Raw genomic sequence first — 14857 nt, 5'->3', positions numbered from 1 at the left:
GACCTCGGCCACTAAAGCCTGACTCGAAACTTATTTCAGGTATTTGCTAAACCATGTTATCGCCTCCGTTATCGAACGCGCTGAGTGTTTCACATAAGGGTCGAAGTGACCGCCTGGTAGCAGGCTGAGCCGCTTAGGTTCTAGCGCCCTGGTAAAGGCCGATAGGGCTAAGTCTGTCGGTGTGACAGTGTCATTTTCAGCGACTATCATCAAGAGCGGCGTGGGGCTCACGCGCGCTATCCAGAGGCCAGGCTCATACTCGCTCGCTTTTTCGCTGGACCTGAGTGTGACCCGATTATCCCATCCTTCGGCGAGCGTCCAGGCTTTGCTGTAAAACGCCATGGCTTCATCGCTGGCATAGATGCCGGGCTGCTCTTCTTGGGGGATCACTCCTATGTAAGTGGGCGTCTCGCCCTTGGACCGCCTTGTTCTGTCCTGCTCAAATTCTTCTTGTACTGCTCTGAGCCGTGAACCTGCCCGGCGAAGGAATGTTTGATAGCCGCTGATGGTCGGCACCTGGGCGACGACACATTTCGCCCGGCGATCTAAGGCGCCCACCATGATGGCATGTCCACCGCTATAGCTGGTGCCCCACACGCCGATCTGCTCGGCGTTAACCTCGGGATGAAAGCTCAGCCAGCTGATCACCTCCCTCATATCTTCTATCTGTTGATAGGGGATGATCTCGCCTCGGGGTTCACCGCCACTCTTGCCGAAATTTCTGTGGTCATAGAGCAGCACGGCAAAGCCCGCCTTCGCAAATGCCTCGGCGAACTTGTCGATATACAACTCTTTAACGGCGGCGAAGCCGTGGCTCATCACAATTGCCGGGGCTGGTTTATTCAGGGATGCTTCTTCGTGGACAGGCAGATAAAGCCAGGCGTCTAGCTCGACACCGTTGGCTGGCACCTTAACACTGTGGCGGGTAAATTGACTCATAGTCACCTCTCTATCACTCATTTACTCTGAACCTCAAATATGGGGAAACGAGAAAATAGTAAGGCGAGAGGGCGAAGGGGTCTGCCTTGAAACGGACAGGTATCTTCGCTAATCAGACAACTTGTGTGCGAAACTCGCTCGGGGTGACTCCCATCATTTTTTTAAATGCCGATGCGAAGGCGCCGGCAGAATCATAGCCCATCTCCATCGCCACCCGTACTATGGGCTCGCCGAGATTTAGCCTGGGGATGGCGGCGAATATTCTGGCCTGTTGACGCCAAATGGCGAAGCTCGTCCCCAGCTGGGTTTGAAATAGCCGGGATAAGGTTCTGGGTGATGCGCCGACTATCTCCCCCCACTGGCTGAGCGTGCAGCCGTTGCCGGGATCTGCGAGCAAGCCTAAACAGATCTTCTGTAGCCGGTTATCTTTCGGCATGGGTAGCTTCAAGGGGATCTCTTGTGCCCAGCCGATCTCACTCATCAGAAGCTGTAACAGGTGCACCTCTCTGCTGCTGGGCGGGCTGCTATTGGTCACCGGCATCGCACTCTTCATCAGCTCTCGAAGCAGGGGGCTGACCACCAGGCTTTGGGGCTGCTTGGAGAAGCGCTCGGGCAGGGCATCTGGTTGAAAATAGACGCTACGCAGGCTGACTGGGCCTCGGGCCTTGAGTCTGTGGGGCAGCTCGGCGGGCATCCACAGCGCTTGCTGAGGCGAGATTATCCAAAAACTCTCCTCGCAGCTTAGTTCCATCACACCGGATTCGGCGTAAATCAGTTGGGCGGCGTGGTGCCAATGGGGCGCCAGTAGTTGGCCATCTGAATACTCCCGAGCAACCGGCTTAAATAGCTGAGATGGCGAGCCAAAGACGGGGATATGTTCGATCTCTTGCCTGTGCATCATCAAGCTTTTGACCTCTTTGTCTTCATGCCTGCCTTCTCCTTTTTAGCATCTAGACCGCTTCGGCATCATAGCCTAATCCAAGGTTTGTTGTTACCCCAATATTTTCAATGCCTTGCTTTATTTTCGTGCGCCAAGTCTTACTAACTAGGCCGTGTTAACTGCCAAGGGAGGGGGACTCAAGGTGGAGATAAAAAAACGGCCACAACGACAGCGCCTCGTAGGGCGGTGCTTGGGGCCGATATCTGGCTTTCTATCTTAGTAGGCTTGTTAAGTCAGTTATCTAAGCGCTTAGCAGGAGCCTTTAAATTAGATCGCCTTATCCAGCGCCTGAGAGACATCCGCGATAATATCCTCTATATGCTCTATGCCGACCGAGATGCGAATAAGATCTTCTGAAACACCCGCCTTGGCCAGTTCCTCTCCGTTGAGCTGCCTGTGGGTGGTGGTTGCCGGGTGGCAGGCCAGGGACTTGGCATCGCCTATGTTGACCAGGCGCAGGATCATCTGCAGGGCATCGATAAAACGTCCGCCGGCCGCCTTGGCCGCCTCGTTATCTTCCGCCTTGATGCCGAAGCTGATGATGCCCGAGGCCTTACCCGAGGTGATCTTCTCACAGTTGTCGCGATAGGGGCTGTTGTCCAGTGCGCCATAGTTGACCCAGCTGACCCTGGGGTCTTGTTCGAGAAAGTTGGCCAGGGCCAGGGCGTTGTCGCAGTGACGCTCCATACGCAGGGCCAGCGTCTCTAAGCCTTGCAGTAGCAGGAAGGCGCTCTGGGGCGAGAGGGCGGCGCCGGTATTACGCAGCGGTACCACGCGGCAGCGACCAATAAAAGCTGCCGGACCGAAGGCCTGGGTATAGACCACACCATGATAGGAGGGGTCTGGCTCGTTGAGCAGGGCGAAGCGCTGAGGCTGGGCGGCCCAGTCGAACTTGCCCGAGTCGATGATCACCCCACCTATGGTGGTGCCGTGGCCGCCAATATATTTGGTAAGTGAATGGATGACGATGTCGGCGCCATGCTCGAAGGGGCGGCAGAGCACCGGAGTGGCGACCGTGTTGTCGACGATCAGCGGCACGCCATGCCTGTGGGCTATCTCGGCCAGGCGGGCGATGTCGACGATATTACCGGCCGGGTTGCCGATAGACTCGCAAAACAGCGCCTTGGTCTTGTCATCGATATGGGCCTCCAGGCCATCGAAGTCGTCGAAGGCCGCCATACGCACCTCGACGCCTTGTCTGGGCAGGGTATGGGCAAACAGGTTATAGGTGCCGCCATAGAGCTGACTGGTGCTGACGATGTTGTCGCCCACCTGAGTCAGGGCCTGAATCGCATAGGTGATGGCGGCCATGCCGGAGGCCAGTGCCAGTGCGCCGATACCGCCTTCGATGGCGGCCAGGCGTTGCTCGAGCACATCTGAGGTGGGGTTCATGATGCGGGTATAGATGTTGCCCGGTACCTTAAGATCAAACAGGTCGGCACCATGCTGGGTGTCGTCGAAGGTATAAGAGGTGGTCTGATAAATGGGCACGGCCGCCGCCTTGGTGGTCGCTTCCGAGGTATATCCATGATGCAGGGCTAGAGATTCGAGTTTCATCTAATTCATCCTATCGCTTAACTGAAAACCTGTGATCGAAAAATGACCATAGCATTTGGACTTCTAGATGTCTAAAACTTTTTTGGTTTGCAGATGATTTGTTCGATGAGGTGAGTTTTATGGTCGAATTGGCTCGAGAGCGGATTGGTTATCTGCCTTTTTTCTCTGGATCCTATTGCATCAAAAAAGGACCCGGATGAGATCACTCGAGTCGAGCAATTTTTGTCCCAAATTGAATGTTTTAGCCCCAGCTAAATAAGTGGCATCCCCTTTACCTGTTTTATTGTTATAAAACTACATTGTTAACAGTTCTTAGGATTAGCCAGCGATCAGGATCACAAATCCGACGGAAAAATTGTAGCTAAGTTACAAGCCGGTGTCGGAATGTGACCTCAATAGCGGAATCCCGGTTAACAAACTTTTACCATGAGGCATCCCAATTTAGTAACGGTTGATGTTTGCGATGGCAGGTTTTCCAGACAAGATTAAGACGATAAAGAAGGGCCTAGATGTGCCTATCGCCGGCGAGCCGAGGCAAGAGATAGATTGCTGCGCTCGTCCTGCAAAGGTGGCACTGCTGGGTGAAGAGTATGTTGGCCTGAAACCCACCCTCTTGGTGGAGGTCGGCGATCGGGTGAAGAAGGGTCAGACCCTGTTCGAAGACAAGAAGGCGCCGGGCATAGGTTTCACCGCGCCGGCCAGTGGTGTGGTCGTCGAGATCAACCGTGGCGAGCGTCGTGTGTTGCAGTCTGTGGTGATCCAGGTCGAGGGCGATGAGCAAGTCACCTTTAAGGCCTATTCAGATCTGAGCCGCCTCAGCCGTGAAGCCGTACAGCAAAACCTGGTCGAGAGTGGCCTGTGGACCGCGCTGCGCACTCGCCCCTTCTCGCGTGTGCCCCTGCTCGATAGCGAACCTGCCGCCATCTTCGTCAACGCCATGGACACCAACCCGCTGGCGGCCGATCCCCGCGTGATCATCGCGGAGCAGCGCGAGGCCTTTGCCGCCGGACTTCAAGTACTGACTTATCTCACCTCTGGCAAGATCCACCTATGTCACGATGCCGGCGAGGCATTGCCTGGCGCCGACCTCGCGCGTGTCGAGAGCCATCGTTTTGCCGGTGTGCATCCCGCTGGCCTGGTGGGCACCCATATTCATTTCATCGCGCCTGCCAGCCTGGAACGCCCAGTATGGCACCTTGGCTATCAGGATGTGATCGCCTACGGCAAGCTGTTCCTGACAGGTGAGCTCTACACAGATCGCGTGGTGGCTCTGGGTGGCCCGACGGCGCTCAATCCGAGACTGCTGCGCACTCAGCTGGGCGCTCAGCTCAGCACCCTGGTAGAGGGTGAGATCAAGCCAGGCAGCAACCGTGTGGTGTCAGGCTCTGTGCTGGCCGGTCATACTGCCTTTGGCGTTCACGACTATCTGGGCCGTTTCCATCAGCAGATCTCTGTGCTGGCGGAAGACGCCAAGCATCAGCTACTGCCATGGGTGCGCGGCGGCGCAGACAAGTTCTCTATCACCCGCGCCGTGACCTCTCGTTTCAAGGCGACCAAGCGTCTGTTCGATCTGACTACTCATGCCGGTGGTTCACACCGCGCCATGATGGCCTTCGGTCAGCTGGATCGCGTGATGCCGCTGGATATCCTGCCGACCCTTTTGGTGCGCGACCTCGTAGTGCGTGACACTGATGAGGCGCAGGCCCTGGGGGCCTTAGAGCTGGATGAAGAAGATCTGGCCCTGTGTACTTTTGTCTGTCCGGGCAAGTATGACTTCGGACGGGAACTTCGCATCTGCCTAGATATTATTGAGAGGGAAGGTTAATGAGTAAGCAAGACAATAAGCCAGATGTGCAAGAGAATTACTATGCCCACGGCTCGTCGATGCGTAGCTTCCTACGCTCGCTGCTTTATGCCCATGGCCGTAGCACCAAAGGTAAGGTGCATGTTCGCGATGCGATCGATGTAAAACGTACCATGACCCTGGTGGGTCTGTGTCTGCTGCCGGCGATTCTGTTCGGTATCTATAACCTGGGTCTGCAGGCGCAGCTGGCGCTGGCTTCTGGCTTGACCACGCCCGATGTTTGGCAGCTACTGCCGTTCAATGCCATCACCGGCGGCCTCGGCGAGCAGAGCGGTTTCTTTGGTCTGTTTGGCTATGGCCTGAGCTTCTACCTGCCCATCTATCTTACCGCGCTGTTGGTGAGCCTGTTTTGGGAGATGGTGTTTGCCAAGGTGCGTCGCCAGGAGCTGCATGAAGGCTTCTTCGTCACCGCCTTGCTGTTTACCCTGATCCTGCCGGTATCGACACCCCTGTGGATCGTGGCCCTTGGCATCACCTTCGGGGTGATCATGGCCAAAGAGGTGTTTGGCGGTATGGGGTATAACTTCCTTAACCCTGCGTTGGCTGGTTACGCCTTTATCTACTTTGCCTACCCGACCGAGGTGGCGCAGATCGCCCAGTTTGTGGCGGTCGATGGCTTCTCGGGAGCGACAACCTTGATTCAGACTGCCGCGGGCAAGATGAGCTTCGAGGGTTACACCTGGTATCAGGCCTTCAGCGATCCGCTGTGGTGGGATGCCTTCTTCGGCTTCGCCGTCGGCTCTATCGCCGAGACCAGCACCCTGGCCATTTTGATCGGCGGTCTGTTCCTGCTGCTGACTCGCCTGGCCGACTGGCGCGTGGTGGCCGGTGTGATGGCCGGTATGGTGGCAACCGCCGTGCTGTTCAACCTTATCGGTTCGGCCAAGAATGAGATGTTCGCCATGCCTTGGACCTGGCATCTGGTCACCGGCGGCTTCGCCCTGGGGATGATGTTTATGGCCACAGATCCTGTGACCACAGCCTATACCCGCCAAGGCAAGTTTGCCTACGGCGCCCTGATAGGCTTCATGACAGTACTTATCCGCGTGCTGAATCTCAAGATGCCTGAGGGGATCATGCTGGCGATTCTGTTTGCCAACCTGTGGGCACCACTCTTCGATTACCTGGTGGCGCGCAGCAACATGAAGCGGAGGCTGAAACGCAATGCCTTATAAGTCAGAACATATGTTAAGGATCCAGACCGCCAACCTCTGGTCGTCAATCTTCGCATCCTTTTTGTTTCGTCGTTCCAGAGAGCGCGCCACTATGGAGAAGCAACGCTAATGGCATTTAAGAAAGATACCGTTGTGGGGACCATGATCTTCACACTCGTCCTCTGCCTCTCTTGTTCTTTTATGATCACAGGAACGGCCGAGGTACTCAAAGAACGTAAGTTGGTGAAGAAGCGCGACGAGCTTAAGCGCAACGTCTTGCTGGCCGCCGATATCGATATCAGCGGCGACAAAGATTTTCGCGCCATCTTCGAGCAGTCTGTGAAGCCTCTGCTGGTGGAGCTGGACAGCGGCGTCGTCGATAGCCAGGCGAACGTGCTGGATTTCGACGACCGTATGGCGGCCATCAATCCGCAGACCTCGAGCAAGCCGAAGAAAGATATCGCCAAAATCAAGACCCGCGCCAATCAGGCCCGCGTGTTCAAGGTGTTTGATGACAAGGGCGAGCTGCACGCCGTGGTGCTGCCTATCTACGGCAAGGGGCTTTGGTCGATCATCTATGGTTATGTGGCGCTCAAGCCGGATCTGAACACCATAGAAAACGTGGTTTTCTACGAGCATGGTGAGACACCGGGCATCGGCGACTTCCTCGACGACAAGGCCTGGACAGACAAGCTTAAGGGCAAGCAGCTGTTTGACGAGAAGGGACAGGTTTCCTTCAAGGTGGTCAAGGGCGGCGCCAAGGCCGGCGATCTCCATGGTGTGGATGCCGTGAGCGGCGCGACCATGACGGGACGCGGCGTACAGCGTGCCATGCAGTTCTGGTTCGGGGTCGAAGGTTATCAGACCTTCCTTCACAAGCTAAAAGCGTCGGAGGTTTAAGATGAGTAAGAGTATGACGGCGACCCGGGACATTCTAACCGGCCCGATTTTCGCCAATAACCCCGTGGCCATGCAGGTGCTTGGGGTCTGTTCAGCGCTGGCGGTGAGCAACTCGATGCAGACCGCATTGGTGATGACCCTGGCGGTGACTTTCGTGTTGGTGTTTTCAAACCTGATCATCTCCAGCATCCGTAACTTTATTCCTAACAGCGTGCGCATCATCGCTCAGATGACGGTGATTGCCTCCCTGGTGATCATCGTCGACATGGTACTGCAGGATGTGGCCTATGAGCTGTCGCGTCAGCTGTCGGTATTTGTGGGGCTGATCATCACCAACTGTATCATCATGGGCCGCGCCGAAGCCTTCGCCATGAAGATGCCGCCGCATCTGGCTGTGGTGGATGCCATGGGCAACGCCATGGGCTATGGCGTTATCCTGCTCAGCGTCGCCTTCGTGCGTGAGCTGCTGGGCGCCGGCACCCTGTTTGGCCATGAGATCTTAAAGACGGTCGAGAACGACGGCTGGTATCTGGCCAACGAGATGTTCAAGTTGCCGCCGAGTGCATTCTTCCTGATTGGCTTACTGATCTGGGCCATCAATGTTATCCAGCGTAAGCGAGGTTAAGGCTATGGAACACTATATCAATCTCTTTGTTCAGGCCGTCTTTATCGACAACATGGCGCTCTCCTTCTTCATGGGCATGTGTACCTTCCTGGCCGTGTCGAAGAAGGTATCGACCTCTTTCGGTCTGGGTATTGCCGTGATCGTGGTGATGACTCTCGCGGTGCCGCTGAACCAGCTTATCTATTCCAAGGTGTTGGCACCCGGCGCCCTGGCTTGGGCGGGCTATCCCGAGCTGGACCTGAGCTACCTCAAGCTCATCACCTTCATCGGTGTGATCGCGGCTTTGGTGCAGATCCTGGAGATGTTTCTGGATAAGTATATTCCTAGCCTGTACGACAGCCTGGGGATCTTCCTGCCGCTACTGACGGTGAACTGCGCCATCTTCGCCGGGGTGATTTTCATGGCGAACCGCGACTACACCCTGGGTGAGTCTGTGGTGTTTGCCACCGGCTCCGGTCTTGGCTGGGCGATGGCTATCGTGCTGCTGGCGGGCCTGCGTGAGCGGATGAAGTTTCACGCCATTCCAGCCGGGCTGCAAGGTGTGGGTATCACCTTTATTACCACGGGCCTGATGGCATTGGGCTTTATGTCTTTCTCCGGCATCTCGCTGTAACGGGCGTGCTAGTGTCAGTGCATTAAGAAAAGGGTTATTAGATGGAAATGGCAATAGGCATAGGCATGTTCACCATAGTGGTGTGTGTGCTGGTGATGGTGATTTTAGTCGCCAAGAGCAAGTTGGTGATCAACGGTGACGTGAGCATCCGCATCAACGACGACGATGACAAGAGCATAACCACGGCGGCGGGCGATAAGCTACTGGGCGCCCTGGCGAGCAAGAATATCTTTATTCCTTCGGCCTGTGGCGGCGGCGGAACCTGTGGTCAGTGCCGGGTGAAGGTTAAGTCGGGTGGCGGCGATATCCTGCCGACCGAGCGCGATCATATCAACAAGAAAGAGGCCAAAGAGGGTTGTCGTCTGGCCTGTCAGGTGGCGGTGAAGACAGACATGGAGCTTGAGCTGGAAGAGGAGATCTTCGGCGTCAAGAAGTGGCAGTGTGAGGTGATCTCTAACGATAACCAGGCCACCTTCATCAAGGAGCTGCTGCTTAAGCTGCCTGAAGGGGAAGATGTGAAGTTCAAGGCGGGCGGTTATATTCAAATTGAGGCGCCGGCTCACGAGGTGAAATACAGCGACTTCGATATTCCTACCGAATACCGTGACGACTGGGAAAAGTATGGCCTGTTCGATCTGATCTCGACCGTAGAGGAAGACGTGCTGCGCGCCTACTCTATGGCCAACTACCCGGATGAGAAAGGGGTGATCATGCTGAACGTGCGTATCGCCACACCGCCATCAGAGGGGCTGCCACCGGGCAAGATGTCCTCTTACATCTTTAACCTCAAGGCGGGCGACAAGGTCACCATCTCTGGGCCATTTGGTGAGTTCTTCGTTAAGGAGACGGACGCCGAGATGGTGTTTATCGGTGGTGGTGCCGGCATGGCGCCGATGCGCTCACACATCTTTAACCAGCTAAAGGGTGAACAGACCAAGCGTAAGATGACCTTCTGGTACGGTGCCCGTTCACGCCGTGAGATCTTCTATCAGGAGGAGTTTGACGCGCTGGCGGCGGAAAACGACAACTTCGAGTGGCACGTGGCCCTGTCGGACCCGCTCCCAGAGGATAACTGGGACGGCTACACAGGCTTCATCCATAACGTCCTCTACGAGAACTACCTGAAGAACCACAACGCGCCGGAAGACTGTGAGTTCTACATGTGTGGCCCTCCGATCATGAACTCCTCGGTGATCAACATGCTAGAAAGCCTAGGGGTTGAGCAGGAGAACATACTACTGGACGACTTCGGCGATTAATCCTTAGTCTTTCTAAGACAAAAACGCAGCCAATGGCTGCGTTTTTTTATGGGGCTATTAGTAAGGGAATTAGTCAGGAAATTAGTATGGGGAATAGAGAGTTCAATAAGCCATAGCTTGACTATGCAAAGGATAAGCAGGTGTAAGGCGGTCAGGGTTAGTGATTTACAAAATATTCACATTTGGGTTTACTCCTATTTTTATTTGGGTATATTGTATACAGAATGTTTTATCTCAATAGGTAATGTTGTTATTCGCCCGAAAGGAAGCGCAGACGCCAGGGAGAGGGCGATTTACCCTAAAAAGCTAACAATAAGAGTGACTAATAACATGACCAACAAATTGACTTTATCTATCCTGGCCGCCCTGTTGACAACTAGCGCAGGGGTTAGCGCCAAGCAGCCCGAGTTTGCCGCCGATCACTGTAAGGCGAGGGAGATCAACGCTCAGCATTATCGAAATTTCCCTGCTGCCGAGGCTGAGGCTAAGGCTCGTCATGCCAAGCTGTTTGAGCGTAAGCGCGCCATGGCTAAGCCTGGTGATGACGCCAGTGTGGCGACGGGCGATACCCCTTCGGCGCTAGCCTTGTCGGCGACCCCAAGTTATGTGATCCCTGTGGTGTTCCATGTGTATGGCACCCAGTTCAATGGTAAGACGGTGACCGATGCGGTGATCATAGATGCGCTCAACAAGACCAACGAAGACTTTCAGGGACGCACCGCCGATTTCGCCGACATAGATGCGGAGTTCCAAGGGGTGAAGCAGGCGCTCAACATCGAGTTTCGTCTAGCCACTATCGATCCCCAGGGGAATCCCACTTCGGGTATCGTTTATCATCCGGCATCGTCCGGGGCGGGTAACTATTCCAGCTCAGATGTGAAGCGAGATCACTGGGATAACTACAAGTACATGAATGTCTACATTCAGAATGACCTCTATGCCGATGGTGTCACCAACAACTCAGGGGTGGCCTGGTACCCGGATACCACAATGTCAGACGAGGGGCTGGCACGGGTGACCTATAACGGCGCCTATCTTGGTAGTAACACCGACGAGAACTTCCGCTCTGTGTTGACCCATGAGTTTGGTCACTTCCTGGATCTGATCCACACCTTCGAAGGCGGCTGTAAGCGTGGCATGGAGCGCCGTTGCGGCACCACGGGCGATGAAAACTGCGATACGCCGCAACAAAACAGCTGGCAGATGAACCCGGGTGATGGCGGCATAGTCAACTGCATGGGGCAGACCATCAACTGGCAGAATTTTATGGCCTACTCAGATCAATACGCCAACTTCACCCAAGATCAGGTGGCGCGTATGGTCAATGGCCTCGACAGTCAGGCCCGGGTGACCCTCTGGTCGGCGCAAAACCAGGCCGCGACAGGTGTAGCTAACTAATAGCCATGAAAAATGCTTAAAAAGCGCAGCCTAGGCTGCGTTTTTTCATCTCTTGAGGCGAAGATTAGACAAATGGCTAGATAAATACCGGGGCGTCGTATTCGTAGCCCTCGTCGGTATAGGCGGTCACTATGGCATCATCCACCAGGCCGGCGGGGGAGCTCACCTGAGTGTCGAAGAAGTGTTTGATCTGTTGGCGACGGCCGTGAGCCGCCCAGCTTTCGCCATCGGCCCAGATCTCATTGAACACGATAGGGTAGTCGGTGCGACTGGCGCTCGGATGGTCTATCTGGCGGGTGAGAATGTACTGAATACAACCCTGTTCCCGCAGTGAGTCGGGCTCCAGAGCCTTGAGCAGCTCGAAGAGTTCGGCGGCTTTTCCCGCCTTGGGACGAAACTGGGCTATCACAAAAACGCGTGTTGACATCTGAGGCTCTCCGCTGGTTAAAAACTTAAATAAAATCATAGATGGCCTCTGAGTCTAGCCTAAAATGCGGCGTGGTTTAAAGGAGGCGTTTCACTGATATGCTCGTACGCTTCTGGCGAATAGGGCAAGGGTTATTCAGCGTCGTCTGGGAGTGTTATCATCAGGGCCTAAACAGAGCGTAGAGGAAACAGAGTGACACAGAGAGAAGCTAAAGGTGCCCTTAGCGTTTTTGCTGAGCGACTAGGTCTGCTTGGGCTGGCGGATGATGAATGTAGCGAGGCGCTGAGTCAGGCCAAATGCATGTGCGCGCCCCGAGGTGAGATACTGCTGCACCAGGGCGCCTGCCAGGAGCATGGTTATTTCATCGTCGATGGCATCTTGGGCGCTCAGTATTATGGCGATTGTGGCGGTCTGTTTTCGAAGGAGTTTTATTTCGAAGGGGAGCTCTGCCTGCTCTATCACAGCCTGCTGACGGGGGATGCGGCGCCCTATCAGCTGGAGGCGGTGACTGACGCGACCCTGGTGCGCTTCCCCCTCGCGTTGCTCAAACAGGCGAGCTGGCAAGCTGTTCTGATCGCCTTGCTGAGTCAACAGCTGCTGTACAAGGAGGAGAAGGAGGCCTTCTTGCTGCTCAAACGTCCCGAGGAGCGCTATCTCTACCTGGTCAACCACAGGCCCATGTGGGTCGAGCGCCTGAGTAACGTGCAGCTGGCTCGCTATATAGGTATCACGCCCGTGAGTCTGTCGCGGCTCAAGGCCAGGCTAGCCTGAGGCTAACTGATGAGAGGAACGAATGAGAAGCACTAGTTTAAAAAGATAGACTTGTTGATATAGGTGAAAAGATAACTGTGCGACACTTTCCATGCCTTGGTATAAGCTAGTACATATAAGCACCGAAAAGATTCTTCCCGGCTTATCTTAAGTTAATGCGCCTTGCACCAAGGCTGAACCATACTAGCGCCATCTTTCGCATCTTGAAATCTTAGGTGGTGTATGTCGCTGTTTCTTCTGTCTCAATGCTTGATCGCTGTAGCGATCGTTACAGACATTCTCTCTTTTCAATTCAAGCAGAAGCGCCACATAGTGCTCTGCCTCGCACTGTCTGGGGTGTTAATCAGCGTTCATTTTGCGCTGCTGCTCCAGTGGACGGCCGCCGGGCTCATGTTGGTTGCCGCGATTCGCTACCTGGTAACCGTATTTTCGCATTCGCGGCGCCTGCTCTGGCTGTTTCTGGGGATTAATAGCCTGATCGCCCTATTTACCTATGCCGGCCCCCTGAGCCTGATAAGTTTTGCCGGCAGCTGTACTCAGACCATCGCCGCCTTCTGTCCAAGGGATCAACGCCTGAGACAGCTGATGTTAGTGGGCACCAGCATCTGGCTGCTTAACAATTATCTGGTGGGTTCGCCCACGGCTGTGGTGATGGAGCTGCTGTTTATCGGCAGTAATCTGGTGGGCTATTATCGTTTCTATGGCTTGCCGTGGCGCCCTAGGCTGGTAGATTAAGACGCTGGTAGATTAAGACGCTGGTAGATTTAGGTGAAAAGGGGGCGGGATCCGAGTATTGCTGAACTGATTAGAGAAAAGTGGCGGCGGTGATTGCCACCGCCTTAATGCTTGCTCTTTACGTTGGCAAGCTCTCAACTGCTCCCTACTTAGCTATTTAGTTACTTAGCGACTTAACGCTTAGTTATCACGTTGCTTAGTTCGGCCCTGTTGATTGTGAGATGAGGCGCCACGACCGTTATTGGTCTGATGGCTCTTTACTGGCTGATGGCTCCTTTCCCGCTGAGTGCTCTTCACTTCTCGCTGATGGCTCATCTCCCGCTGAGGGCTCCTCTCTCTTTGGTAGCTTTGCTGTTGATTACTCTTCTCACGCTGATAGTTATTATCGCGCTGAGGGCTTTTCATCTCACGCTGATAGCTGTCGTTTCGCTGAGGGCTCTTCTCTCTATTCCACTCTTTCGACCAGTTGTCGGCTTTATTGCTCGATGAGCGATTGGCCTTGTCATTCAGGCTGAGTCGGTCGCGCTTCTCATAATACTTGGTCGGCGTCTTATGCGCGTTTTGATGACGGTCATGCTGGCTGCGTGCATCGCTCAGCTTATGGCTGAAGTTCTGTTCGCGGCGCTTTTGAACCTGCGCCGCGTTGTAGTGCTTGGCCTGACTCGGCTTGGCCTGCTTTGAGTAGCGCTCCATGCTGCTATTGTGTTTTACGTCATAGCGGTTAGGACGATACTTGTCGTAGCGGGCCTTAACCTTTGGCGAGCGATACGCCACACCATGTCTGTGGACCGGCTTGTGGTGCCAACGTTGGGCGCCGCTGCTGGTCACGATTCGGCTGTAAGGGCGGTAGCGAGTCGTATGATGGTGGTGGGTCACCACTATGTGACGCTGACGCCAGCTAAACGCACTAAAGAAGTAGTTAAAGCTGATATGTATGCCGCTGTTGAAGTAGAAGTGTCCCGAAATATGACCCGGGTAGTAACCGGCGTAATGGGGTGGATAGGCCCAATACACAGGCGGGTAGTTGTACCAGTGCCAATGGCCGTAGACTACTCGGGTGTCATAGTAAGGCACATAGATCACCTCACGCTGCACAGGTTCGATAACGATCTGGCGATTGACCTTAGTGACCTTCATGTTCTCCATATCGTCGAAGGCATTGGCGCGCTCGGCCTGCTGTCTCAGGCTCTGAATGCTGTCTAGCACTCGCTCCTCGTCCTGCAAGAAGGCGTCGCCCAGCTTCTGAGTCCACTCGAGGTCATCACTCAGGCGTTGCAACAGGTCGGGAAAGGCGACCAAGGCGGTGATGCTGGGATCCCAGTCCTGTTTCTCAGCGCGGTTAACCGCCTCAGCGCCTTCTAACGACTTGTTTTTGTTGCGCCAACGATTGGCCTGTACCACCTCTAGCGGATAGGTGGAGGCAATTAAAATGTGGGTGAGTAGGCTGTCGGGATACAGGGCAATGGGGGCCAGCATCTGTGCCAGCTCGGCATCGCTAAACTGGATCTCTTGAACAGCGTCTTCTGCCCGCGACACTGAAGGGGTAAGCAGTGACTGTGAAAGGGCAATGAGCAGGAGCAAAGTCCATTGTCTGATGCTTTTCATAACGTCTCCTAGGCTTATCTGTCATTGGATTTACTCAGATAATAAAAGGCCCAAGATGAACATTAGCTGA

At 54.7% G+C, this 14857-nt stretch carries 14 protein-coding genes; 9 read left to right on the top strand and 5 right to left on the bottom strand.

The window, feature by feature from the left end:
• Window positions 1-30 precede the first annotated feature (30 nt).
• The 3 genes from K0J45_RS13920 to K0J45_RS13910 all read right to left on the bottom strand — a co-directional run bounded on the left by K0J45_RS13920 (window position 31) and on the right by K0J45_RS13910 (window position 3436).
• On the bottom strand, window positions 31-939 hold the full coding sequence (locus K0J45_RS13920; RefSeq protein ID WP_220042995.1) for an alpha/beta hydrolase: 909 nt from the start codon (window positions 937-939) through the stop codon (window positions 31-33).
• A gap of 112 nt (window positions 940-1051) precedes the next feature.
• Window positions 1052-1840: an AraC family transcriptional regulator gene (locus K0J45_RS13915; protein WP_220042994.1), complete on the bottom strand. Its 789-nt coding sequence runs from the start codon at window positions 1838-1840 to the stop codon at window positions 1052-1054.
• 306 nt (window positions 1841-2146) lie between these two features.
• Complete coding sequence (locus K0J45_RS13910; protein ID WP_220042993.1) at window positions 2147-3436, bottom strand: O-acetylhomoserine aminocarboxypropyltransferase/cysteine synthase family protein; 1290 nt, start codon at window positions 3434-3436, stop codon at window positions 2147-2149.
• Window positions 3437-3899: 463 nt separating this feature from the next.
• On the opposite strand from K0J45_RS13910, the gene K0J45_RS13905 reads away from it, so the two are divergent.
• From K0J45_RS13905 to K0J45_RS13875, 7 genes are all read left to right on the top strand, one after another.
• Window positions 3900-5261, top strand: coding sequence for a Na(+)-translocating NADH-quinone reductase subunit A (locus K0J45_RS13905; RefSeq protein WP_220042992.1), 1362 nt, complete (start codon window positions 3900-3902; stop codon window positions 5259-5261).
• Window positions 5261-6475: an NADH:ubiquinone reductase (Na(+)-transporting) subunit B gene (locus tag K0J45_RS13900; protein WP_220042991.1), complete on the top strand. Its 1215-nt coding sequence runs from the start codon at window positions 5261-5263 to the stop codon at window positions 6473-6475. The genes K0J45_RS13905 and K0J45_RS13900 overlap by 1 nt, the downstream gene beginning before the upstream one ends.
• 108 nt (window positions 6476-6583) lie before the next feature.
• The gene (locus K0J45_RS13895) at window positions 6584-7354 is read left to right on the top strand and encodes a Na(+)-translocating NADH-quinone reductase subunit C (protein WP_220042990.1); all 771 of its coding nucleotides are present in this window, start codon (window positions 6584-6586) and stop codon (window positions 7352-7354) included.
• 1 nt (window position 7355) lies between these two features.
• The gene (locus K0J45_RS13890) at window positions 7356-7979 is read left to right on the top strand and encodes an NADH:ubiquinone reductase (Na(+)-transporting) subunit D (RefSeq protein WP_011866503.1); all 624 of its coding nucleotides are present in this window, start codon (window positions 7356-7358) and stop codon (window positions 7977-7979) included.
• Between the two features lie 4 nt (window positions 7980-7983).
• Window positions 7984-8592, top strand: a complete 609-nt coding sequence (gene nqrE / locus K0J45_RS13885; RefSeq protein ID WP_011866502.1) for an NADH:ubiquinone reductase (Na(+)-transporting) subunit E — start codon at window positions 7984-7986, stop codon at window positions 8590-8592.
• Window positions 8593-8633: 41 nt separating this feature from the next.
• Window positions 8634-9851, top strand: coding sequence for an NADH:ubiquinone reductase (Na(+)-transporting) subunit F (gene nqrF / locus K0J45_RS13880; protein WP_220042989.1), 1218 nt, complete (start codon window positions 8634-8636; stop codon window positions 9849-9851).
• A gap of 330 nt (window positions 9852-10181) precedes the next feature.
• Window positions 10182-11249 (top strand): M43 family zinc metalloprotease, encoded by a 1068-nt coding sequence (locus K0J45_RS13875; protein ID WP_220042988.1) that lies wholly within the window; start codon window positions 10182-10184, stop codon window positions 11247-11249.
• Between the two features lie 76 nt (window positions 11250-11325).
• On the opposite strand, the gene K0J45_RS13870 is transcribed toward K0J45_RS13875, so the two are convergent.
• Window positions 11326-11676: a putative quinol monooxygenase gene (locus K0J45_RS13870; RefSeq protein ID WP_220042987.1), complete on the bottom strand. Its 351-nt coding sequence runs from the start codon at window positions 11674-11676 to the stop codon at window positions 11326-11328.
• Between the two features lie 192 nt (window positions 11677-11868).
• Between K0J45_RS13870 and K0J45_RS13865 the strand changes: the two genes are divergently transcribed.
• Together K0J45_RS13865 and K0J45_RS13860 are read left to right on the top strand one after the other, a co-directional pair.
• Window positions 11869-12447 carry a Crp/Fnr family transcriptional regulator gene (locus tag K0J45_RS13865; protein WP_220042986.1) on the top strand — a complete coding sequence of 193 codons (579 nt, stop codon included), beginning with the start codon at window positions 11869-11871 and terminating at the stop codon, window positions 12445-12447.
• A gap of 222 nt (window positions 12448-12669) precedes the next feature.
• A complete protein-coding gene (locus K0J45_RS13860; protein ID WP_220042985.1) occupies window positions 12670-13182 on the top strand; it encodes a YgjV family protein in 513 nt (170 codons plus the stop codon).
• A gap of 180 nt (window positions 13183-13362) precedes the next feature.
• Here K0J45_RS13860 and K0J45_RS13855 read toward each other — a convergent pair whose 3' ends face one another.
• Window positions 13363-14787, bottom strand: a complete 1425-nt coding sequence (locus K0J45_RS13855) for a DUF3300 domain-containing protein (protein WP_220042984.1) — start codon at window positions 14785-14787, stop codon at window positions 13363-13365.
• Between the last annotated feature and the right edge of the window lie 70 nt (window positions 14788-14857).

This window comes from Shewanella alkalitolerans (assembly GCF_019457575.1).
Lineage (GTDB): Bacteria > Pseudomonadota > Gammaproteobacteria > Enterobacterales > Shewanellaceae > Shewanella > Shewanella loihica.
Note: the sequence above shows the minus strand (reverse complement) of the source record. Positions and strands in the feature narration are given on the sequence as shown.